The organism is Haemophilus influenzae (genome assembly GCF_001457655.1).
In the GTDB taxonomy this organism is placed as follows: Bacteria; Pseudomonadota; Gammaproteobacteria; order Enterobacterales; family Pasteurellaceae; genus Haemophilus; species Haemophilus influenzae.
Map to the genome: position 1 here is coordinate 384,228 of NZ_LN831035.1, position 21,811 is coordinate 406,038.

Genomic DNA, 21,811 nt, shown 5'->3' on the forward strand with positions numbered 1-21,811 from the left:
ATGTGGCGTTTTTTTTATACCAGCTTGCTTTTAATTTGCCAGCCGTTGATATTGTGTTTTATTGGCTTGCTCAGTGTTAAATCTCCACGTTATCGTCAGCGTTTGGCTGAACGTTATGGTTTTTATGGCAATGTGCCTTGTCCACCACCACAAGGAATCTTTATCCACGCAGCCTCCGTAGGGGAAGTGATTGCTGCGATACCGCTGGTTCGTCAATTGCAACAAGATTATCCGCATTTATCCATTACTTTTACGACTTTTACGCCAACAGGTTCAGAGCGCGTCAAAGCCACTTTTGGAGACAGCGTTTTTCATTATTATCTCCCCCTTGATTTACCTTTTTCGATCCATCGTTTTATTAATTTTGTACAACCTAAATTATGTATCGTGATGGAAACAGAACTTTGGCCTAATCTTATTCATCAATTATTTTTACGCAATATTCCATTTGTTATCGCTAATGCACGTTTATCTGCGCGTTCTGCACATCGTTACGGAAAAATAAAAGCGCACTTACAAACAATGTGGTCGCAAATTAGCTTGATTGCAGCGCAGGATAACATTAGTGGAAAACGCTATGCCACTTTGGGCTATCCAAAGGAAAAATTGAATATCACGGGCAATATTAAATATGATCTCAATACGAATGATGAACTATTACGTAAAATTGATTCATTGCGAACGCTTTGGAAACAAGATCGCCCAATATGGATTGCTGCCAGCACGCATAATGGAGAAGATGAAATCATTTTAAAATCTCACCGCGCTTTGTTAGCAAAATACCCAAATTTATTGTTATTGCTCGTTCCGCGCCATCCAGAGCGTTTTAATGTGGTGGCTGATTTACTTAAAAAGGAAAAATTTCAATTTATTCGTCGTTCCACAAATGAATTACCAAATGAAAATACCCAAGTGATTTTGGGCGATAGTATGGGCGAACTGATGTTGATGTATGGCATTTCCGATATTGCTTTTGTGGGTGGAAGCCTTGTGAAACACGGGGGGCATAATCCACTGGAACCTCTTGCGTTTAAAATGCCTGTAATTACTGGCAAGCATACTTTTAATTTTCCCGAGATATTTAGAATGTTGGTGGAAGTGCAAGGTGTGTTGGAAGTTAATTCAACCGCAGATTCCTTAGAACGCGCCGTAGAAGCCTTATTAAACTCAAAAGAAGCCCGCGAACGTTTAGGCAATGCTGGCTATGAAGTGCTGATGGAAAACCGAGGGGCATTACAGCGTTTGTTAGATTTATTAAAACCTTATTTGGAGCGCAATGTATGACGAGCGTGATTTATCCTGGTACTTTTGATCCGATTACGAACGGTCATTTAGACATTATTGAAAGAAGTGCGGTAATTTTTCCTCGTGTTTTAGTGGCGGTGGCGAATAGCCCAAGTAAAAAGCCACTATTTTCGTTGGAGGAACGCGTGGAGCTTGTTCGTCAATCTGTTGCACATTTATCCAATGTGGAGGTGTTTGGCTTTTCTGATTTGTTGGCAAATGTGATTAAACAGCACAATATTTCTGCCATTATTCGCGGCGTACGCACAACAACAGATTTTGAATATGAACTGCAATTGGCCGCCCTTAATCGTTTACTCACAAAAGGCGTAGATAGTCTGTTTTTCCCACCAGCAGAAAAATGGGCGTTTGTTTCTTCTACCATTGTGCGTGAAATTTATTTACATGGCGGAGATGTCGCTGAGCTAGTTCCTGAGCCTGTATTCAATGCGTTAAAAGCACGATGATAAAAACCTTTATTTTTTTAACCGCACTTATCGTTTTATCTGGTTGTGGTTCCGTGGTCAAACTTATCGATCCAACAGAAAAATATACCGCCTATGCAGGGGTTGCTTATGATCTTGAAATGGCGCAACAATGGGGATTGCCAATCTTAGATTTGCCTCTCTCATTTTTATTAGACACTGTATTACTGCCCTATGCGTGGGCTCAATAATTCTTATGAAACTCAATCCTCAACAACAACAAGCCGTTGAATATGTGACAGGCCCTTGCCTTGTGCTTGCTGGCGCTGGTTCAGGCAAAACTCGCGTAATCATTAATAAAATCGCCCATTTAATTGAAAAGTGCGGGTATTCTCCGAAACAAATTGCCGCCGTCACTTTTACGAATAAAGCCGCACGCGAGATGAAAGAGCGTGTGGCACATTCCATTGGCAAAGAACAATCCAAAGGATTGCTTGTTTCCACTTTTCATACGCTCGGTTTTGACATTATTAAGCGTGAATATAAAGCGTTGGGCTTTAAATCAAATATGACCTTGTTTGATGAGCACGATCAATTTGCGTTGTTAAAAGAGCTAACCGCTGATGTGTTAAAAGAAGATAAGGATTTATTGCGCGAGTTAATTTCAGTGATTTCTAACTGGAAGAACGATTTGATTTCGCCAAAACAGGCATTTGCCTTGGCACGTGATGCTAAATATCAAACTTTCGCAAAATGTTATGAGCGTTACGCCACACAAATTCGAGCTTACAACGCTCTCGATTTTGATGATTTGATTATGCTGCCGACATTATTGTTCAAGCAAAATGAAGAAGTGCGGTCAAAATGGCAGGCAAAAATTCGTTATTTGTTGGTGGATGAATATCAAGACACCAACACCAGTCAATATGAACTGATTAAACTTTTAGTGGGTGAGCGTGCTTGTTTCACTGTGGTGGGCGATGATGACCAATCTATTTATTCGTGGCGTGGCGCACGACCAGAAAATATGGTGCGTTTACGCGATGATTTTCCTCGTTTGAACGTGATTAAGCTAGAGCAAAATTACCGTTCAACCCAGCGTATTTTGCATTGTGCCAATATTTTGATTGATAACAATGAGCACGTGTTTGATAAGAAACTTTTTTCAACCATTGGTACAGGGGAAAAATTGCTTGTCATCGAAGCAAAAAATGAAGAACACGAAGCAGAGCGGATTGTCGCCGAGTTGATCGCCCATCGTTTTAGCCGTAAAACCAAATATAAAGATTATGCGATTTTGTATCGAGGCAATCATCAATCCCGATTACTCGAAAAAGTACTGATGCAAAACCGTATTCCTTACAAAATTTCGGGCGGTACTTCTTTTTTCTCTCGTGCAGAAATCAAAGATATGATGGCGTATTTGCGCTTGGTGGTAAATCAAGATGATGACGGAGCATTCCTGCGTATTGTGAATACACCGAAGCGTGAAATTGGCACCGCAACCTTACAAAAACTTGGAGAGTTGGCTCAAGAAAAACACATCAGTTTGTTTGATGCTATTTTTGAGTTTGAACTTATTCAACGCATTACACCAAAAGCCTATGATTCATTGCAAAAATTTGGCCGTTGGATTGTAGAACTTAATGATGAAATTCAACGTTCTGAACCAGAACGTGCGGTACGTTCTATGTTATCTGCGATTCATTATGAAGAATATTTGTACGAATACGCGACAAGCCCTAAAGCGGCAGAAATGCAAAGTAAGAATGTTGCCACGTTATTTGACTGGGTTGCGGATATGTTAAAAGGCGATGAAACCAATGAGCCGATGAACCTTAATCAAGTAGTAACCCACCTGACATTACGGGATATGTTAGAGCTAGGCGAAGACGATGACGACAGCGATCAAGTTCAACTGATGACATTACACGCATCTAAAGGATTAGAATTTCCTTATGTTTATTTGATTGGTATGGAAGAGGGCATTTTGCCTCACCAAACTAGCATTGATGAAGACAACGTGGAAGAAGAACGCCGCTTGGCTTATGTGGGGATCACAAGAGCGCAAAAAGAACTCACTTTTTCCTTATGTCGTGAGCGTCGTCAATATGGCGAATTAGTTCGCCCAGAACCAAGCCGATTTTTAGCTGAATTACCTAATGACGATGTGCTATGGGAACGCGATAAACCAAAATTCACCACCGAGCAAAAACAAGAAAAAACACAAAATCAACTAGATCGATTAAGGGCGATTTTGAAAGGAGGTTAGAAAATCTAGATTGTAATGAAAAGACAGCAGGACAAGTGCGGTCAGGTTTTAAAGTATTTTTGCAAATTGACTTTAAAATTCAATGCTATGAATTTTAATTATCCCCTTAGCTCTTCTACTAAAAAGTCTAAAAACACACGTAGGCGAAGGTTGACTGCTTTATCGCTGTAGTAAACAGCATTGAAGGGGAGCGTTTTATTGGCGGTTTGTTCAGTAAGTAAGGGAATTAATTTTCCTTCAGCGATGTCATTGTCTACCAAAAAATCTGATAAGCAAGCAATACCACAACCTGAAAGGCACAATGACCGTAAAATTTCACCGCTGCTGGCGGTAAAGTGCGGTGAGATTTTATAGGGATTTCCTTGAGCATCTAAAACTGTCCATGTATTTAGTGAACTAGGCTCAGTGAAGCCTAAACATTGATGGTTGGCAAGAGCTTCAGTTGATTGTGGCGTGCCGTGTTTTGCCAAGTAGTCTGGACTGGCGATTACGCGGAAGTGGCTATCAAATAGATGACGAGCACGCAGCCCAGAATCATCCAATTCTCCAGCTCGTAAGGCAATATCGACTTTGCGTTCTATCAGATTGATATAGCCTTCGGAAGAAACTAACGAAAGTTGGATATGCGGATAGCGTTCGTTGAATTTTGCTGCCAGTGGCACTAGCAGATGTAACACCATCGGCATGGCTGAATCTACGCGTAGTATGCCTTGTGGGACTTCGTGCACTGCCAACATTTCAGCTTCAGCTGCAGCCATATCTTGCAGAATTTTCTGTACGCGACGAAAATATTGTAAGCCTTCTTCTGTTAGTCTAAGCTGTCTAGTAGTGCGGTTGATTAGGTTCACACCCAATTTTTCTTCTAGCCTTTTCACCACACGACTTACCGCAGAATTTGCCATTGATAGCTGCTTGGCTGCACGGCTGAAACTGCCATTTTCGACTACTTGCACAAATACCGTTAATTCTTCAGAAGTTGTTTTCATTTTATTATTCCGCTTAGCGCAAAAGAGTTTTTTATTTTTGCACTTTTAAAGTATAAAGTAAAACAGCATAATAAAATCCCTTTTTTAATTATTTATTTTAGGAGCAAAAAGATGAATATTTTATTATTAGACGGCGGTAAGGCGTTTGGTCATTCTCACGGCGAATTGAACCACACGCTTCACAAAAAAGCGAAAGAAGTTTTGACCGCACTTGGACACAATGTCAAAGAAACTGTAATTGATGCTGGTTATGACGTTGAAGCTGAAATCGAAAAATTCTTGTGGATGGATGCCGTGATTTGGCAAATGCCGAGCTGGTGGATGCATGAGCCTTGGACAGTGAAAAAATACATAGACGAAGTATTAACCAGTGGGCACGGCAAGTTATATCACAGTGATGGCAGACACAGCGTTAATCCAACCGAGGGCTATGGCACAGGCGGCTTATTGCAAGGAAAAAAACACATGCTTTCACTGACTTGGAATGCACCGATTGAAGCCTTTACTCGCGAAGGCGATTTCTTTGAAGGCAAAGGCGTGGATGTTTTGTATATGCATTTCCACAAACTCAACGAGTTCCTCGGTTTGACTCGCCTGCCGACATTCTTATGTAACGATGTGGTTAAAAGTCCGCAAGTAGAACAATACTTAGCAGACTACCAAGCACACTTGGAAAAAGTGTTCGGCTAATAAAAAAATCCATCTTCAATACGAAGATGGATTTTTTGTTTATTTCGTTAAGATTCGTTCAGAATCGACTAAGTTTTTTGGGCAGCCAAGGCTTACAAAGCCAATGCTTGGGGTTGAATTTTGCATAAAATAACCGTTCTTTCGCTCTATAAAATTTCAAACGCAAGATTCTACTCAATTTTCGCAAGAAAGGCGATAAATTAAAGGCTTGGAAGGGTAAAGATTTTAAGCTAAGTGATGTAGAATAGACGAGTATGTCGGACTTATTTTTATCATTATGGAAAATTCATCTTTACTTTTAACCGCACTTTTCGATCCTGATCACTTAATTATTTTTAGCAAAATGCTATTAGCGATGGTGCTTGGCAGTATTATTGGCTTAGAACGTGAACTTAAACGTAAGCCTGTGGGTGTAAAAACTTGCGCCATTATTGCCGTTACCACTTGTGTGCTAACCATTGTTTCAATTCAAGCCGCAGAGCATTATGCACAAGTTTCAGAAAATATTCGTACGGATCCGATGCGCCTTGCGGCTCAAGTGATTAGTGGCATCGGTTTTTTAGGTGCTGGTGTGATTTTGCATAAGAAAAATGATGCGATTTCAGGTTTAACCACTGCGGCGATTATTTGGGCTTCTGCGGGGATCGGTATTGCTGCTGGGGCGGGTTTCGTGTTTGATGCGGTCATCGCCACTGTGATGATTTTGGTGTCTATTCGATTAAGTCCGTTGGTTCAACGTTGGGTTCATCGTAAATCACAACGTCGTCGGACGAAATTCAATATTCTTGTCAATGATGCGGAAAGCATAGGGAAAGTTACCCAATTGTTAGTAAATAATCAGTATCGTATTGAACATATACAAGTCAAAGATCAAAGTAGTGGAGAAGTGCGGTTACAAATTCGTTGCTTTTCCATTGATTCCACAATGTTGAAAGATGCGTATGCTTTACTTAAAGCAGAAGATGGCGTAATAAGTGTTGAAGTAGATAACTAGAAAAAGAGTGATTAAATTAAATTTTCTTTTAAATTAACCACACTTTTTTATTTTTTATTTAATTTCTTTCACAAAAGATCAATTTTCATTAAAAATACTTGATTTTGCTAACGCTATCTTGTAATTAATAATGCTATTCAAGCACAACAAACTAAGGAAACAACAATGAAAAATGTAGGCTTTATCGGCTGGCGCGGAATGGTGGGTTCCGTATTAATGGATCGTATGTCGCAGGAAAATGATTTTGAAAATCTTAATCCCGTATTTTTTACAACTTCACAAGCAGGTCAAAAAGCACCTGTATTTGGTGGCAAGGATGCAGGCGACCTGAAAAGTGCATTCGATATTGAAGAACTTAAAAAATTAGACATTATCGTGACTTGCCAAGGTGGCGATTACACCAATGAAGTCTATCCAAAATTAAAAGCAACAGGCTGGGATGGTTATTGGGTTGATGCAGCGTCTGCACTACGTATGAAAGATGATGCAATTATCGTACTTGATCCAGTAAACCAACACGTGATTTCTGAAGGTTTGAAAAAAGGCATTAAAACCTTCGTGGGCGGTAACTGTACCGTAAGCTTAATGTTAATGGCTATCGGCGGTCTATTTGAAAAAGATTTGGTGGAATGGATTTCTGTGGCAACTTATCAAGCGGCTTCAGGTGCTGGCGCAAAAAATATGCGTGAATTACTTTCACAAATGGGTTTATTAGAACAAGCAGTTTCAAGTGAATTAAAAGACCCTGCTTCATCTATTTTAGATATTGAACGTAAAGTGACTGCAAAAATGCGTGCTGATAATTTCCCAACGGATAACTTTGGCGCGGCATTGGGCGGTAGCTTAATCCCTTGGATTGACAAACTTCTTCCTGAAACAGGGCAAACTAAAGAAGAATGGAAAGGTTATGCAGAAACCAACAAAATTTTAGGTTTAAGCGACAATCCAATTCCTGTTGATGGTTTATGTGTGCGTATCGGTGCATTACGTTGCCACAGCCAAGCGTTTACCATTAAATTGAAAAAAGACTTACCATTAGAAGAAATCGAACAAATTATTGCATCACATAATGAATGGGTAAAAGTAATTCCAAATGACAAAGAAACCACATTACGTGAATTAACGCCAGCGAAAGTAACAGGTACATTAAGCGTGCCAGTGGGGCGTTTACGTAAATTGGCTATGGGGCCTGAATATTTGGCAGCTTTTACCGTGGGTGACCAATTATTATGGGGTGCGGCAGAGCCAGTTCGCCGTATCTTAAAACAATTAGTGGCATAAATTTTACTTTCACTACAAAGGGCGTATTTACTACGCCCTTTTCATTAAAAAATTATGATCAGAGAACCTTATTTTCATCAATTTGCTCTTGCAGAATTATTGCCTTTTTTTGAGCAATTTCCTACCCAATATCTTTCTGGTAAACGAAATATAAAATTAGCTTATCGTCATTTGATTCAACCTGAAAGTGCGGTCAGAAAATTGATGATTTTAGTAAATGGTCGAGCAGAAAATATGCTGAAATGGTCAGAGCTCGCTTATGATTTTTATCATCAAGGTTATGATGTATTGCTATTTGATCATCGCGGTCAAGGCTATTCACAGCGTATTATTCCTCAAAAAGGGCATTTAGACGAATTTCGTTTCTATGTCGATGATATGGCGAAAATCATCGAAAAAGTAACCGCACTTTTCAGCTATTCAACGCAGCATTTGCTTGCTCATTCAATGGGCGCATTGATTGCAACCTATTATTTGGCAAATTATGATCATCACATTAATAAAGCGGTACTTTCTTCGCCCTTTTACGGTATTCTTTTAAAACATCCCATTAGAGATGAACTGATTATTGCCCTAATGAATATTTTAGGACAAGGCGAGCGTTATGTTTTTGGTAAAGGGCCTTATCAACAAGCCCACTTGGAATACAATGAATTAACTTTCTGTAAAACCAGAATGAAATGGATGAATCGTGTAAATCGTAAAAATCCAGCAATTAATCTTGGTGGGCCAACATTCCGTTGGGTACATTTGTGTTTGAACGCAATTAAACGCTTGCCGAAAGTTATTCCTAAGATTGAAATTCCAATCCTAATTTTACAAGCCGAAAAAGAAAAAATAGTAGATAACAACAATCTTGAAAAATTAACCGCACTTTTTCCGAATGCTAGATGTGAAGTCATATTAAATGCTAAACATGAGGTGTTATTTGAAAAAGATAATGTTCGAAGAAATGTACTTAAAAGTGTTAATCATTTTCTAAATGTGCAAAGTTGATACTAATCGTTATTTATTGATTTATATAATATTTTTCTTCAGCTTATAACATTTTTTCTTGAGAAATATCATAGTTTTTGATTTACAAAACCTCTACAATCAACCCTAACTATAAGTAGTTATGGTTGTTTTTTTATTATTTTATTGGAGTGGCTATGTCAAAAATGAAAAAAATAGTAACCGCACTTTGTTTAGTCGGTGTTGGTGCAACTGCCTTATTGGGTTCTCAGTGGATAATGCACAAAACGAGTACACCAGAGTTTTGTGCTAGTTGTCATTCAATGAGTTATCCACAACAGGAGTGGGAAGGTTCTAGCCATTTTGCTAATGCAAAAGGGGTTAGAGCACAATGTTCAGATTGTCATATTCCAAAAGAAGGTTGGCATTATGTCAAGGCTAAATTTATTGCTTTAAAAGACTTGTGGTATGAAGCACAAGGTAAGATTGAGAATAAAGAAAAATATGAAGCTCATCGTGCAGAAATGGCACAACGAGTGTGGAAGGATATGAAAGCCAATGATTCAGAAACCTGTCGTAGCTGTCACAGTTTTGATGCAATGGAGCTTTCAAAACAAACTAAATTAGCAAAACAAACTCATACGGAGGCGCAAACAAACGGTCAAACTTGTATTGATTGTCACAAGGGCATTGTTCACTTCCTACCTGAAGTGCATGGCGATCAAAATACACAAAAATCCTCTGCAGTACAAGGTGGTACTCTCTCTGATGGCTCAGCTATTTTTGCCACTGAAATGGTGAAAGCGACCAATGATAAAGGAAATGAGGTTCGCTTAATGCCTTATGCTGAATTAATGCAATGGAAAGTAAATGGTGATCAAATTCAAGGTACTTTACATGGTTGGCAACAAGTGGGGGCTGAAGCAGTTGTGTATCAAGAATTAGGTAAACGTATCACGCTTGCTTTAATGGACGAAGATGCACGTAATCATGTTCAAGTATTAAAAACAGTTCATGATGCAGTAACAGATTCTGATTGGAAAGAAATCAGTGTTGCGGTGAATGTAGCTAAAGAAAAAATGACATCAGATTTAACCACGCTTAATCAATACGGTAATCAGTTAAACCAAACTCAATGTAGTGGTTGTCACGCAGCAATTGGTGCAGATCATTACACGGCTAACCAATGGATTGGTGTGGTGAATTCTATGAAAGACCGTACATCAATGAAAAAAGATGAAGTACGTGCATTAACTATTTATCTGCAACGCAATGCCAAAGATATGGCAAAACAATAATGAATTAACTATCTAAAACGAGGCTGAAATGAAAAAGAATAACGTAAATGAACAACGTCGTGATTTTCTGAAAAAAACATCTTTAGGCGTGGCTGGTAGTGCCCTTTCTGGTGGTATGGTGGGCGTTGTATCAAAAAGTGCGGTAGCAAAAGAAGCTGAAATGAAAACGGTAGTGACTGCCGCTCACTGGGGATCTATTGGGGTTGTTGTACAAGATGGTAAGGTCGTGAAATCTGGTCCTGCTATTGAGCCTGCAGTGCCGAACGAATTGCAAACAGTTGTTGCCGATCAATTGTATAGCGAAGCTCGCGTGAAATATCCAATGGTGCGTAAAGGCTTTTTAGCTAATCCAGGAAAAAGCGATACTACAATGCGTGGTCGTGATGAATGGGTGCGCGTTTCTTGGGATGAAGCGTTAGATTTAGTACACAATCAGCTTAAACGTGTGCGTGACGAACATGGATCAACAGGTATTTTTGCTGGTTCTTATGGTTGGTTTAGTTGCGGTTCATTACATGCATCTCGTACGTTATTACAGCGTTACATGAACGCTACAGGTGGTTTTGTGGGACACAAAGGGGATTACTCTACGGGTGCTGCACAAGTAATTATGCCACATGTATTAGGCACGATTGAGGTGTACGAACAACAAACCAGCTGGGAATCCATATTAGAAAGTAGTGATATTATTGTGCTTTGGTCTGCAAATCCACTCACAACAATGCGTATTGCTTGGATGTCCACTGACCAAAAAGGGATTGAATATTTCAATAAATTCCAAGCGAGTGGTAAACGTATTATTTGTATCGACCCACAAAAAAGCGAAACTTGCCAAATGTTGAATGCAGAATGGATTCCAGTGAATACAGCAACGGATGTGCCATTAATGCTTGGTATTGCGCATACTTTAGTTGAACAAGGCAAGCACGATAAAGATTTCTTGAAAAAATATACGTCAGGTTACGCTAAATTCGAAGAATATTTATTAGGTAAAACTGATGGACAGCCAAAAACAGCGGAATGGGCGGCTAAAATTTGTGGTGTGCCAGCAGAAACCATTAAGCAACTTGCAGCTGATTTCTCCAGTAAACGTACCATGTTAATGGGTGGCTGGGGGATGCAACGCCAACGCCATGGTGAACAAACCCACTGGATGTTAGTAACCCTTGCATCTATGTTAGGACAAATTGGGTTACCGGGTGGCGGTTTTGGCTTGAGTTATCATTATTCAAATGGTGGGGTACCAACGGCGACAGGCGGTATTATCGGCTCAATTACGGCAAGTCCATCAGGCAAAGCGGGGGCAAAAACATGGTTGGATGATACGTCTAAATCCGCGTTCCCATTAGCGCGTATTGCTGATGTGTTACTCCATCCAGGCAAAAAGATTCAGTATAACGGTACTGAAATTACTTATCCTGACATCAAAGCGGTATATTGGGCAGGTGGTAACCCGTTTGTTCACCATCAAGATACCAATACCTTAGTGAAAGCTTTCCAGAAACCTGATGTAGTGATTGTCAATGAGGTGAACTGGACGCCAACTGCACGCATGGCAGATATTGTGTTACCAGCTACGACGAGTTATGAACGTAATGACTTAACCATGGCTGGCGACTACTCTATGATGAGTGTTTACCCGATGAAACAAGTGGTTCCACCACAATTTGAAGCAAAAAATGACTACGATATTTTCGTTGAGCTTGCTAAACGTGCCGGTGTGGAAGAACAATACACTGAAGGTAAAACTGAAATGGAGTGGCTGGAAGAATTCTATAATGCAGCCTTTAGTGCTGCACGTGCAAATCGTGTAGCAATGCCACGTTTTGACAAATTCTGGGCAGAAAATAAACCATTAAGTTTTGAGGCGGGTGAAGCTGCGAAGAAATGGGTGCGTTATGGTGAATTCCGTGAAGATCCATTGCTCAATCCGCTTGGCACACCGTCAGGTAAAATTGAAATTTTCTCTGATGTTGTTGAGAAAATGAATTATAACGATTGTAAGGGGCATCCTAGTTGGATGGAACCTGAAGAGTTTGCGGGTAATGTGACGGAAGAATATCCGTTAGCTTTAGTGACACCACATCCTTACTATCGTTTACACAGTCAATTGGCGCATACTTCATTACGTCAAAAATATGCGGTAAATGATCGTGAGCCAGTGATGGTTCACCCTGAAGATGCGGCTGCTCGTGGTATTAAAGACGGTGATATTGTTCGCATTCATAGCAAACGCGGTCAAGTGCTTGCAGGTGCAGTTGTAACAAAAAATATCATCAAAGGTACTGTCGCTCTCCATGAAGGCGCATGGTATGATCCAATGTACTTAGGTGAAAGTGAAAAACCATTATGTAAAAATGGTTGTGCAAATGTGTTAACTCGAGATGAAGGTACATCTAAATTGGCACAAGGCAATTCACCAAATACTTGTATCGTTCAGATTGAGAAATTTACAGGCGTAGCACCAGAAGTTACGGTATTTAAACAACCTAAACAGGTGGCGTAAAACTATTAAAAATATAACCGCACTTCAAAAAGTGCGGTTCTTTTTTTAATAATAGAACGAAGGGACCATTAACAGCACTAAATTCTAAACATGAGATGTTATTTGAGCAAGATGAATTAAGATGGGAAACAATATCTAAGATTTTAGTATTTTTGAATGATGAGTAGATTTTTATTCAATAATATATTTAATGTGTAGATAAAATATTCAAACAGGTGTGTTTTTCAAAAAATGGTTTGACATATTTTCTAAAAAACGTATTATACCGCTCACACTGATTGTGGTGAGATGGCCGAGCAGGCTGAAGGCGCTCCCCTGCTAAGGGAGTATGGGGTTAAAAAGCTCCATCGAGGGTTCGAATCCCTCTCTCACCGCCATTGTTTGTTTTATTTATTCTGCACCCGTAGCTCAGCTGGATAGAGTACTCGGCTACGAACCGAGCGGTCAGAGGTTCGAATCCTCTCGGGTGCGCCATTTTTAAAACGGCTCTATCTTATTAAAGTGGTTATGAATAGTTAAAGCATCATCTACGCACCCGTAGCTCAGCTGGATAGAGTACTCGGCTACGAACCGAGCGGTCAAAGGTTCGAATCCTTTCGGGTGCGCCATTTCTACATTGTTACTTTCATTAAAATATTCTTTACTATTCAATATATTTATTATATTTCTTTCTTGTATCTATTTATTTTTAATTATTTAAAATATGAAAAAACAATCTTTACCAACTAAATTTAGTCCATTTTCTTGGGGTCTTGCTGCCTTTTGTTCGCCTATATTATTGTGTCCAATGGCATTATTAATTTCTACAGTATTTAGTAAAAATCCCTATCTATCAAGCTGGCAAATCAATTTATTTTCAACGCTTTTTTGGGTTTATCCCTTTATTCTAGCTGTTACAGCTAGAATGCTATACCGTCTTCATCAACATAAACCTAAACTAGCAAATAAATTATTAACATTAAGTGCGGTCATTTTTTATGTGATTTTAATTACGATTTGTAAAATTGGTTTATAAAAAAATCCTACGATAATACGTAGGATTTTTTTATTCTATTTTATTTTTTCTTTATTGGTCGTTGCCAATCTTGAATATGGCGTTGAGCAACTCGTGTAATCACTAATTCATTTTCGCCAACATCACGTGTAATTGTAGTCCCAGCACCAATAGTTGCGCCATTTGCGACTTTCACTGGCGCAACTAATTGTGTATCAGATCCCACAAACACATTATCACCGATGATCGTTTTAAATTTATTTGCACCATCGTAGTTGCAGGTTATGACACCCGCTCCAATATTACAATTTGAGCCAATTTCTGAATCGCCAACATAGGTCAGGTGATTTACTTTAGAACCTTTACCAACGGTAGATTTTTTAATTTCTACAAAGTTTCCAATATGCGTTTCAGCTGCGAGTTCTGCACCTGGGCGTAAACGAGAAAATGGGCCAATTGCGGCTTTTTCTCCTACTATAGAATCCTCTAGCACTGAATAGGGTTTTATTTCTACATCATTGCCAATAACAACATTTTTCAATACGCAACCTGCGCCAATTTTTACGCGATCACCGAGTTTAACATTACCTTCGATAATAACATTAACATCGATTTCCACATCTTTTCCATGCTCTAATGTTCCACGTAGGTTAAAACGAGCGGGATCGTAGATCATTACGCCTTCAAGTAATAATTTGGAGGCTTGTTTATTTTGGAGATAACGTTCAAGTGCAGCTAATTGTAAGCGATTATTTGCACCTTCAACTTCCATGACATCTGTTGCTTGTACAGCAACAACTTGGCAATTATCTTGGTTTGCGAGAGCAATAAGATCCGTTAAGTAATATTCGCCTTGAGCATTATTATTGCCTACACGCGCGAGCCATTTTTTGAAACTTGCACCATCAGATACCATAACGCCAGTATTGACTTCTTTAATATTTAGTTGCTCTGCATTTGAATCTTTTTGTTCTACAATGGCTACAACGTTCCCATTTTCACGGATAATTCGTCCATAGCCTGTTGGGTTATCTAAATTTACGGTAAGTAATGCAATGCCATTTTCTGGTTTCGCTTCAATTAATTTTTCTAATGTTTCTTTAGTTATTAATGGTGCATCGCCGTAAAGTACAACAATATTTTCGTTATCTTTAAAGAAAGGTGCCGCTTGTTGAACTGCATGTGCTGTGCCAAGTTGTTCTGTTTGTAATACCCAATTTACTTGTTCATTTGCAAGATGGGTACGCATTAAGTCCCCACCGTGACCATAGATTAAATGAATATTTTCTGCGCCTAATTGATGGGCAGTATCAATCACGTGTTTTACCATTGGTTTACCCGCGATTGTATGTAGAACTTTAGGTAAATCGGAATACATGCGCGTGCCTTTTCCAGCTGCTAAAATTACCGCACTTAATGCTTTTTTTGTCATAGATTTTCTCTTTATTCATCAATAATGGGTAATATTCTATCGTAGAAAGATAGCGAATGGTAAGTTTTTAAGTAAAAGCTATAACAGACTTTTAGATAAGAAAAAAACCGATGGTTTCCCATCGGTTTTTTGAATTTTAAAGTGGTTAAAATAGAAATTATTTAACTTCTACTTCTGCGCCCGCTTCTTCTAATTCTTTCTTAAGTGCTTCAGCTTCTTCTTTAGAAACACCTTCTTTTAAGTTAGCTGGAGCAGATTCAACTAAATCTTTAGCTTCTTTTAAGCCTAAACCAGTTGCACCACGTACTGCTTTAATTACTGCTACTTTGTTCGCACCTGCAGATTTAAGTACAACGTCGAATTCAGTTTTTTCTTCTGCTGCCGCTGCGCCGCCTGCTGCTGGAGCTGCTGCTACTGCTGCCGCTGCTGAAACACCGAATTTTTCTTCCATCGCTGCGATTAATTCAACGATTTCAGTTACAGTTTTTGAAGCAATCGCTTCAATGATTTGTTCGTTAGTTAATGACATAACAATCAATTCCTAAAATAAATAAAGTTAGATGAAGTAAGAAACGCTTAATGATTAAGCTGCTTCTTGTAATTTGTCGCGTAATGCCGCGAAGGTGCGAGCAAGTTTGCCTGCTGCAGCTTCTTTCATTGTGCCCATTAAACGTGCAATCGCTTCTTCGTAAGTTGGTAATGTTGCCAAGAATTCAACATCTTGGATTTTACCTTCAAAGGCTGCACCTTTAATTTCAAACTTATCGTTTGCTTTAGCAAACTCTTTGAACAAACGAGCAGCTGCGCCCGGGTGTTCGTTAGAGAACGCGATAAGTGTTGGACCTACAAACGTATCTTTTAAGCATTCGTAATCTGTGCCTTCAACTGCGCGACGTAATAAAGTATTACGAACTACACGCATTGTAACGCCAGCTTCACGTGCTGATTTACGTAATTCAGTCATTTTCTCAACAGTTACACCGCGAGAATCCGCGATTACTACTGAAAGTGCACCTTTGGCTGCTTCATTTACTTCAGCAACAATTGCTTGTTTGTCTTGAAGATTTAATGCCATTGGCTTTTAGCTCCTGAATACACTCCGATTACTCGGAATTAATTTACCTAATCCTAAGACTAGGATGACTTCGGCGCCCAGAAGCAAGAAAAATTCTTATTCTGTTCACCATCTACGTAGGATAATTAAGATTACTCCCCTACGGTCTTGGATGGGGCTTGAATAGGTCAAGCACCAACCAGAAATTTGTTAGATTGACTAACACAGGCGCAGGATTATAGAGAAAAGCTATGTTCTTGTAAAGAATATTGTTGGAAAAAGAGCCAAATTCCTATGATAGCTTCTCTACTAATTCCACTGCAGCCCCAATATAAGTAGTGGGTGTTAATTTTTGTAAACGTAATTTTTCTTCTTGTGGAATAGCCAACTTATCAATGAATTCACGCATAGCTTGTTCTGTCACTCGTTTACCTCGCGTTAATTCTTTTAATTTTTCGTAAGGTTTTTCTATTCCGTAGCGGCGCATTACGGTTTGAATTGGTTCAGCCAAAACTTCCCAGTTTTGATTGAGTTCTTCTAATAAGTGCGGTTGATTTACTTCAAGTTTACTAATGCCTTTGCGTGTTGAAGCATAAGCGATCAAACAATAACCTAATCCTACGCCTAAATTACGTAATACGGTTGAATCCGTTAAGTCACGCTGCCAGCGAGAAATTGGTAACTTTTGACCTAAGTGAGTCATTACAGCATTGGCTAACCCTAGATTGCCCTCTGAGTTTTCAAAATCAATTGGATTGACTTTATGTGGCATGGTAGAAGAACCAATTTCGCCTGCAATAGTTCGTTGTTTAAAGTGATTTAATGCAATGTATCCCCATAAATCCCGATCAAAATCAATGATAATGGTATTAAAGCGAACTACAGCATCAAAAAATTCAGCGATGTAATCGTGCGGTTCAATTTGAGTGGTATAAGGATTCCATTGAATACCTAATGAAGTGACAAATTCTTCGCTGAATTTATGCCAATCAATATTAGGATATGCTGATAAATGCGCATTGTAGTTACCTACCGCACCATTGATTTTACCTAAGATTTCTGCGTTCTGAAGTTGTTTAAATTGACGTTTTAGGCGATAAACGACATTCGCCATTTCTTTGCCCACTGTGCTTGGTGAAGCTGGCTGGCCATGTGTGCGAGAAAGTAGTGGAATCGTTTTATATTCTTCTGCAAGACGAGTGATTTCATCAATCAGTTTTTGCCATTCTGGTAAAATCACTTCATCACGAGCGGTGCTTAACATTAATGCGTGAGAGAGGTTGTTAATATCTTCCGAGGTGCAAGCGAAGTGAATAAATTCGGAAATGTTTACTAGTTCCACTTCATTTTGAATTTTCTCTTTCAGAAAATATTCAACGGCCTTTACATCGTGATTAGTTGTGCGTTCAATTTCTTTAATACGCGCAGCATCTGTCTCATTAAAATTAGCCACAATTCCATCTAAAAAAGCATTTGCTTGCATAGAAAATGTCGGTACTTCAGTAATGTCTGCCGTTGAAGCTAATTTTTGTAACCAACGAACTTCCACAGCTACACGGAATTTCATTAACCCGAATTCGCTAAAAATAGTGCGTAATGGAGTTACTTTATCTTGATAACGACCATCAAGAGGGGAAAGTGCGGTCAGTGTAGAGAGTTGCATAAATGTTTGCTCCAGAATTGTATTAATAAATAGAAGAATAAATCTGTTTTGCGGTGGCAAGTAATTTTCTGCGGAAAAATAAAATTTGCCATTTTGTTCCGCCCATTTGTTTCCACAGCACGGCAGATCGAATTCCCGCAAGTAAAACTGCACGGATTTTATTTTGCACTAGTTCTTGTCGCAAATAATCAGGCGAGCCTAGTATGTGAATTTTTTTGCCCAATGGGCTAATAACGTCGCTGTAAATATTTGCCATAATAGATAGCATTGTTTCACTATCGCGAGCGTAATGAATTTCCTGTTCTTTTAGGCGAGAAATTCGATTGCCTAATGTTTGTTTGGCATCGGGATTTTTCGATAATTTCCCTTCTAATGCCAAAAGGCTTAGCCAATAGCGAGTTAAATTTTGATCGCCTTGTGCATTGAGCTGATGAATTAAGGTTTCTAGACCTAATTTTAAATGACGAACTTCTCCACCAAAAACATCTTCGATTCGTTGTGGTTGGGTAATGAAAAGGCTATTAAGTGCGGTTAAAAATGTATCTGAATCTGCTCGACTTTCTGTTGCAAGTTGATGAACCAATTTTGCTGATTGGCACACTCCAGCAAGGGCAAGAACAATATCGTGGTAGTTTTTCATTAGAAAATATTAGGAAAACGTTTCCGTTAAATATAACATTTTTAACCTAGCTTTTGAACTCGAACATTAAAAAAGCCTAGAGTTTCTGATATGATGAGCGAACAGTTTTAAGGTATTAAGGATTGATTATGGCAAAACCAATTGTTTTTAGTGGCGTGCAGCCTTCTGGTGAATTAACTATCGGAAATTATTTGGGCGCGTTGCGCAACTGGGTGAAAATGCAAGAGGATTATGAATGTATTTTCTGCGTAGTTGATTTACATGCGATCACTGTGCGTCAAGATCCTGTTGCCCTTCGTAAAGCAACGCTTGATGTGCTTGCACTCTATTTGGCATGTGGAATTGATCCAAATAAAAGTACTATTTTTGTTCAATCTCACGTTCCAGAACACACGCAATTAAGCTGGGTGTTAAACTGTTACACCTATTTCGGTGAAATGAGCCGAATGACGCAATTTAAAGATAAATCAGCGCGTTATGCAGAAAATATTAACGTGGGTTTGTTTGATTACCCAGTGTTAATGGCGGCGGATATTTTACTTTATCAAGCAAAAAGCGTGCCTGTTGGCGATGACCAAAAACAACACTTAGAAATTACGCGTGATATTGCAAACCGCTTTAATGCGCTTTATGGCAATATTTTCACTATTCCTGAAATTTTCATTGGAAAAGCAGGCGCGCGTATTATGTCATTGCAAGATCCTGAAAAGAAAATGTCAAAATCAGATGATAACCGCAACAACGTGGTGACACTTTTAGAAGATCCAAAATCTGTGGCGAAGAAAATTAAACGTGCCGTAACGGATTCAGATGAGCCGCCTGTTGTTCGTTATGATGTGCAAAATAAAGCGGGAGTATCCAATCTTTTAGATATTCTTTCTGCGGTTACAGATAAGCCAATAGCTGATCTTGAAAAAGAATTTGAAGGTAAAATGTACGGACATTTAAAAACTGCAGTAGCGGATGAAGTCTCAACCTTACTTACTGGTTTACAAGAGCGTTTCCATCAATATCGTAATGATGAAGCTTTATTAGATAATATCTTACGACAAGGTGCGGAAAAAGCGCGTGCAAAAGCTCAAGAAACCTTGGCTAAAGTGTATGAAGCAGTGGGTTTTGTCGCTGCAAAATAATCTGAATAAAAGGATAATATTATGGCAATTCAAACTGAAAAACCGATTGAATGTGTAGGTTGTAATACTTTTGATATGAAATCACTTTTCGATAATCGTGATTGTAGTCAGGTTATTGAATATATTTATGACAGTGAAGAACAAGCTCAAGAAGCACTCGCATTTTTTACTCAGAAAGCGCGTGATGTAGAAAGTGAACCTTGTGAAATTCAATCTGAAATTACAAAAGTGGATGATGGCTATTTATTAAAGGCAGATTTCACTTTCTGTTGCCAAGCTGAATTGGTGATTTTTCAAATGCGTATTGCGTAAGAAAAACAGCTGAAAAATAGGCCGCACTTTTGCGGCTTATTTTGTTTTTTAGGATTCGTTTTCTACAAAGCTTAGGGCGGTTTCAACCACTTCAACTCCCGCACCTTGTTTAAACGCATTTTCGCTTAAATAGCGTCGCCATTGACGGGCACCTTTGCAATTTTGGAATGCGCCTAGCATATGGCGGACGATATGATTAAGGTGTATTCCTTGGTTAAGTTGTTGTTCAATATAAGGAAGCATTGACTGTACCGCTTCATGAGCGGTAACAATTGCAGCGTTAGGATCAAATAAGGCTTGGTCAATTTGCCCAAGTAAACTTGGATTTTGATAGGCCTCTCGCCCAACCATCACGCCGTCCACATATTGCAAATGTTGTTTCATTTCTTCAATGGTTTTTATGCCGCCATTAATTGCGATAGTTAGATGTGGAAAATCACGTTTTAGTTGATACACTCGAGCATAATCTAATGGTGGAATTTCTCGATTTTCTTTGGGACTTAACCCTGAAAGCCAAGCTTTTCGTGCATGGATAATAAACTCTTGGCAACCTTTTCCTTGAACCTTCTCAATAAAATCACATAAAAATTCATAGCTGTCTAATTCATCAATACCAATACGTGTTTTCACTGTGACTGGAATTTTGACCGCACTTTGCATTTGTTCTACACAGTCGGCCACCAAATCTGCTTTCGCCATTAAGCAGGCGCCAAACATTCCATTTTGTACGCGATCAGAAGGGCATCCTACATTAAGATTAATTTCGTGATAACCTCGTTCCTCAGCAAGTTTTGCACAATATTTGAGTTGTTCAGGATCACTTCCTCCCAGCTGTAACGCAACGGGATTTTCTTGTAAATAAAAATCCAAGTGATCGTATTTGGCATGGATAATCGCAGGCGCAGTGACCATTTCGGTGTAAAGTAATGCGTGCTTTGAAAATTGGCGATGAAAATAACGACAATGGCGTGTTGTCCAATCTAACATTGGCGCAACAGAAAAACGGCCGCGGTAAAAGTGCGGTAGATTTTGAGGCATTTTTATTTCTCTTGTTTGGTTTTGCTGCGTAATTCTTCGGCTTGACGAGCTTGCATTTGCTGGCGAAAACGGCCTGCAGCAAAGTGGTAAAATGGTTTAGGACTAAATTGGCGCGAGATTATGGATGCAATAATGCTGGAAATCAAGAGCCAAATGAGAACGAGTTGCGCGCCTGTCATTTCCACTCCAACAGTGCGGCAAGCACTAAACCCAATAATAAAGCAATATAAATAGGATGTTGGCGAACCCAGCCACGCCATTTTTCAGGTGATAATCCTGCGATACCTTTTGCTAATAATCGTCCAAATATGCCACCTAGAATGCCATAACCCACCCCACAAATTGCAAGCCAAAGATAGAGACAAGAAACCGATGTTGCCCCTTGATAACGTGGAAAATAAGGGCTGTTTCCTTGAATCGCGACAAGAATAAAACCAGTAGCTAATACGCCCAACTGATACACCGATAAGCATAGCCAAAAAGGTAAGAGGAATTTTCCAAATAGTTTGGCTGAATTCAACTAATTTGGTTTTATAGCTACTATGAGGAAGATTAATTGATGCAATCACTTGTGGAATACCACTTCCTCCAACATATGGAGTATATTTTTTCGTAAACCAAGTCAGGCAAGCCATGCCTATGATTAGGCAGATAAATTCTAAACTTTTGTGGGAAATTCTGTATGTTTGACGTAATTTCTTATGGAAAAAATAGCGTAAGTGAAATTTGAGTGGACATAACATAGTAGTTTATTTGATTAATGCCAATTAATTAAAAATTATAGAAGTGTCATTTATAAGGAGCAATGTATTTATTGTTCTAGGAATCAAATAAATGACTTATTATCTAAAATCT

At 39.0% G+C, this 21,811-nt stretch carries 22 protein-coding genes, 3 tRNA genes and 1 pseudogene; 16 read left to right on the forward strand and 10 right to left on the reverse strand.

Features of this window, described 5'->3' with window-relative positions; all coding sequences use genetic code 11:
• Genes waaA through rep form a run of 4 tightly spaced genes read left to right on the forward strand, consistent with a single transcriptional unit; the run spans position 1 to position 3,981 of the window.
• Entirely contained in the window at positions 1–1,284 is a 1,284-nt protein-coding gene (gene waaA, locus AT683_RS01865) for a lipid IV(A) 3-deoxy-D-manno-octulosonic acid transferase (RefSeq protein ID WP_011272146.1), read from the forward strand.
• On the forward strand, positions 1,281–1,751 hold the full coding sequence (gene coaD, locus AT683_RS01870) for a pantetheine-phosphate adenylyltransferase (protein WP_011272145.1): 471 nt from the start codon (positions 1,281–1,283) through the stop codon (positions 1,749–1,751). Before waaA ends, coaD begins: the two co-directional genes overlap by 4 nt.
• On the forward strand, positions 1,748–1,960 hold the full coding sequence (locus AT683_RS01875) for a YceK/YidQ family lipoprotein (RefSeq protein WP_005654525.1): 213 nt from the start codon (positions 1,748–1,750) through the stop codon (positions 1,958–1,960). Before coaD ends, AT683_RS01875 begins: the two co-directional genes overlap by 4 nt.
• Before the next feature lie 5 nt (positions 1,961–1,965).
• On the forward strand, positions 1,966–3,981 hold the full coding sequence (gene rep, locus AT683_RS01880; protein ID WP_038440442.1) for a DNA helicase Rep: 2,016 nt from the start codon (positions 1,966–1,968) through the stop codon (positions 3,979–3,981).
• A 98-nt stretch (positions 3,982–4,079) separates the two neighbouring features.
• Here rep and yafC read toward each other — a convergent pair whose 3' ends face one another.
• Positions 4,080–4,967, reverse strand: a complete 888-nt coding sequence (gene yafC / locus AT683_RS01885) for a DNA-binding transcriptional regulator YafC (RefSeq protein WP_005654520.1) — start codon at positions 4,965–4,967, stop codon at positions 4,080–4,082.
• A gap of 111 nt (positions 4,968–5,078) precedes the next feature.
• Between yafC and AT683_RS01890 the strand changes: the two genes are divergently transcribed.
• From AT683_RS01890 to AT683_RS01935, 10 genes are all read left to right on the forward strand, one after another.
• Entirely contained in the window at positions 5,079–5,657 is a 579-nt protein-coding gene (locus AT683_RS01890) for an NAD(P)H-dependent oxidoreductase (protein WP_038440444.1), read from the forward strand.
• 277 nt (positions 5,658–5,934) lie between these two features.
• Positions 5,935–6,651, forward strand: coding sequence for an MgtC/SapB family protein (locus AT683_RS01895; RefSeq protein ID WP_038440447.1), 717 nt, complete (start codon positions 5,935–5,937; stop codon positions 6,649–6,651).
• A 165-nt stretch (positions 6,652–6,816) separates the two neighbouring features.
• Positions 6,817–7,932, forward strand: coding sequence for an aspartate-semialdehyde dehydrogenase (gene asd / locus AT683_RS01900; protein WP_042594701.1), 1,116 nt, complete (start codon positions 6,817–6,819; stop codon positions 7,930–7,932).
• Between the two features lie 54 nt (positions 7,933–7,986).
• The gene (locus AT683_RS01905) at positions 7,987–8,928 is read left to right on the forward strand and encodes an alpha/beta fold hydrolase (protein ID WP_042594700.1); all 942 of its coding nucleotides are present in this window, start codon (positions 7,987–7,989) and stop codon (positions 8,926–8,928) included.
• A 155-nt stretch (positions 8,929–9,083) separates the two neighbouring features.
• A complete protein-coding gene (locus tag AT683_RS01910; protein ID WP_042594698.1) occupies positions 9,084–10,184 on the forward strand; it encodes a NapC/NirT family cytochrome c in 1,101 nt (366 codons plus the stop codon).
• A 28-nt stretch (positions 10,185–10,212) separates the two neighbouring features.
• Positions 10,213–12,690 carry a trimethylamine-N-oxide reductase TorA gene (torA, locus tag AT683_RS01915; protein WP_048950172.1) on the forward strand — a complete coding sequence of 826 codons (2,478 nt, stop codon included), beginning with the start codon at positions 10,213–10,215 and terminating at the stop codon, positions 12,688–12,690.
• A 282-nt stretch (positions 12,691–12,972) separates the two neighbouring features.
• Positions 12,973–13,067, forward strand: a tRNA-Ser gene (locus AT683_RS01920).
• 20 nt (positions 13,068–13,087) lie between these two features.
• A tRNA-Arg gene (locus tag AT683_RS01925) sits at positions 13,088–13,164 on the forward strand.
• Between the two features lie 57 nt (positions 13,165–13,221).
• Positions 13,222–13,298, forward strand: a tRNA-Arg gene (locus AT683_RS01930).
• A gap of 95 nt (positions 13,299–13,393) precedes the next feature.
• Entirely contained in the window at positions 13,394–13,705 is a 312-nt protein-coding gene (locus tag AT683_RS01935; protein WP_038440457.1) for a DUF5389 family protein, read from the forward strand.
• A 40-nt stretch (positions 13,706–13,745) separates the two neighbouring features.
• On the opposite strand, the gene glmU is transcribed toward AT683_RS01935, so the two are convergent.
• From glmU to hflD, 5 genes are all read right to left on the reverse strand, one after another.
• A complete protein-coding gene (gene glmU / locus AT683_RS01940; protein ID WP_038440459.1) occupies positions 13,746–15,116 on the reverse strand; it encodes a bifunctional UDP-N-acetylglucosamine diphosphorylase/glucosamine-1-phosphate N-acetyltransferase GlmU in 1,371 nt (456 codons plus the stop codon).
• 157 nt (positions 15,117–15,273) lie between these two features.
• Positions 15,274–15,645, reverse strand: coding sequence for a 50S ribosomal protein L7/L12 (rplL, locus tag AT683_RS01945; protein WP_005650892.1), 372 nt, complete (start codon positions 15,643–15,645; stop codon positions 15,274–15,276).
• 54 nt (positions 15,646–15,699) lie between these two features.
• On the reverse strand, positions 15,700–16,191 hold the full coding sequence (gene rplJ / locus AT683_RS01950; RefSeq protein ID WP_038440469.1) for a 50S ribosomal protein L10: 492 nt from the start codon (positions 16,189–16,191) through the stop codon (positions 15,700–15,702).
• A 271-nt stretch (positions 16,192–16,462) separates the two neighbouring features.
• Positions 16,463–17,833, reverse strand: coding sequence for an adenylosuccinate lyase (gene purB, locus AT683_RS01955; RefSeq protein WP_038440471.1), 1,371 nt, complete (start codon positions 17,831–17,833; stop codon positions 16,463–16,465).
• Between the two features lie 22 nt (positions 17,834–17,855).
• Complete coding sequence (gene hflD / locus AT683_RS01960) at positions 17,856–18,473, reverse strand: high frequency lysogenization protein HflD (RefSeq protein ID WP_005638526.1); 618 nt, start codon at positions 18,471–18,473, stop codon at positions 17,856–17,858.
• A gap of 128 nt (positions 18,474–18,601) precedes the next feature.
• Between hflD and trpS the strand changes: the two genes are divergently transcribed.
• A complete protein-coding gene (trpS, locus tag AT683_RS01965) occupies positions 18,602–19,606 on the forward strand; it encodes a tryptophan--tRNA ligase (protein WP_038440474.1) in 1,005 nt (334 codons plus the stop codon).
• 21 nt (positions 19,607–19,627) lie between these two features.
• On the forward strand, positions 19,628–19,918 hold the full coding sequence (locus tag AT683_RS01970) for a YfcZ/YiiS family protein (RefSeq protein ID WP_005636074.1): 291 nt from the start codon (positions 19,628–19,630) through the stop codon (positions 19,916–19,918).
• A gap of 48 nt (positions 19,919–19,966) precedes the next feature.
• Here the strand turns inward: AT683_RS01970 and dusA are convergent, their stop codons facing one another.
• The 4 genes and pseudogenes from dusA to AT683_RS09990 form a co-directional block, all read right to left on the reverse strand.
• A complete protein-coding gene (gene dusA / locus AT683_RS01975) occupies positions 19,967–20,956 on the reverse strand; it encodes a tRNA dihydrouridine(20/20a) synthase DusA (protein WP_058222156.1) in 990 nt (329 codons plus the stop codon).
• 2 nt (positions 20,957–20,958) lie between these two features.
• On the reverse strand, positions 20,959–21,135 hold the full coding sequence (locus AT683_RS09805) for a hypothetical protein (RefSeq protein ID WP_005688121.1): 177 nt from the start codon (positions 21,133–21,135) through the stop codon (positions 20,959–20,961).
• Entirely contained in the window at positions 21,132–21,419 is a 288-nt protein-coding gene (locus AT683_RS09810) for a chloride channel protein (RefSeq protein ID WP_229380874.1), read from the reverse strand. Before AT683_RS09810 ends, AT683_RS09805 begins: the two co-directional genes overlap by 4 nt.
• A gap of 43 nt (positions 21,420–21,462) precedes the next feature.
• A pseudogene (locus tag AT683_RS09990) lies at positions 21,463–21,699 on the reverse strand (chloride channel protein); the annotation flags it as partial.
• Positions 21,700–21,811 lie beyond the last annotated feature (112 nt).

Bases quoted from the DNA above. Each gene is read 5' to 3' on its own strand.
- waaA (WP_011272146.1), top strand. From the start codon at position 1: ATGTGGCGTTTTTTTTATACCAGCTTGCTTTTAATTTGCCAGCCGTTG.
- coaD (WP_011272145.1), top strand. From the start codon at position 1,281: ATGACGAGCGTGATTTATCCTGGTACTTTTGATCCGATTACGAACGGT.
- AT683_RS01875 (WP_005654525.1), top strand. From the start codon at position 1,748: ATGATAAAAACCTTTATTTTTTTAACCGCACTTATCGTTTTATCTGGT.
- rep (WP_038440442.1), top strand. From the start codon at position 1,966: ATGAAACTCAATCCTCAACAACAACAAGCCGTTGAATATGTGACAGGC.
- yafC (WP_005654520.1), bottom strand. From the start codon at position 4,967: ATGAAAACAACTTCTGAAGAATTAACGGTATTTGTGCAAGTAGTCGAA.
- AT683_RS01890 (WP_038440444.1), top strand. From the start codon at position 5,079: ATGAATATTTTATTATTAGACGGCGGTAAGGCGTTTGGTCATTCTCAC.
- AT683_RS01895 (WP_038440447.1), top strand. From the start codon at position 5,935: ATGGAAAATTCATCTTTACTTTTAACCGCACTTTTCGATCCTGATCAC.
- asd (WP_042594701.1), top strand. From the start codon at position 6,817: ATGAAAAATGTAGGCTTTATCGGCTGGCGCGGAATGGTGGGTTCCGTA.
- AT683_RS01905 (WP_042594700.1), top strand. From the start codon at position 7,987: ATGATCAGAGAACCTTATTTTCATCAATTTGCTCTTGCAGAATTATTG.
- AT683_RS01910 (WP_042594698.1), top strand. From the start codon at position 9,084: ATGTCAAAAATGAAAAAAATAGTAACCGCACTTTGTTTAGTCGGTGTT.
- torA (WP_048950172.1), top strand. From the start codon at position 10,213: ATGAAAAAGAATAACGTAAATGAACAACGTCGTGATTTTCTGAAAAAA.
- AT683_RS01935 (WP_038440457.1), top strand. From the start codon at position 13,394: ATGAAAAAACAATCTTTACCAACTAAATTTAGTCCATTTTCTTGGGGT.
- glmU (WP_038440459.1), bottom strand. From the start codon at position 15,116: ATGACAAAAAAAGCATTAAGTGCGGTAATTTTAGCAGCTGGAAAAGGC.
- rplL (WP_005650892.1), bottom strand. From the start codon at position 15,645: ATGTCATTAACTAACGAACAAATCATTGAAGCGATTGCTTCAAAAACT.
- rplJ (WP_038440469.1), bottom strand. From the start codon at position 16,191: ATGGCATTAAATCTTCAAGACAAACAAGCAATTGTTGCTGAAGTAAAT.
- purB (WP_038440471.1), bottom strand. From the start codon at position 17,833: ATGCAACTCTCTACACTGACCGCACTTTCCCCTCTTGATGGTCGTTAT.
- hflD (WP_005638526.1), bottom strand. From the start codon at position 18,473: ATGAAAAACTACCACGATATTGTTCTTGCCCTTGCTGGAGTGTGCCAA.
- trpS (WP_038440474.1), top strand. From the start codon at position 18,602: ATGGCAAAACCAATTGTTTTTAGTGGCGTGCAGCCTTCTGGTGAATTA.
- AT683_RS01970 (WP_005636074.1), top strand. From the start codon at position 19,628: ATGGCAATTCAAACTGAAAAACCGATTGAATGTGTAGGTTGTAATACT.
- dusA (WP_058222156.1), bottom strand. From the start codon at position 20,956: ATGCCTCAAAATCTACCGCACTTTTACCGCGGCCGTTTTTCTGTTGCG.
- AT683_RS09805 (WP_005688121.1), bottom strand. From the start codon at position 21,135: ATGACAGGCGCGCAACTCGTTCTCATTTGGCTCTTGATTTCCAGCATT.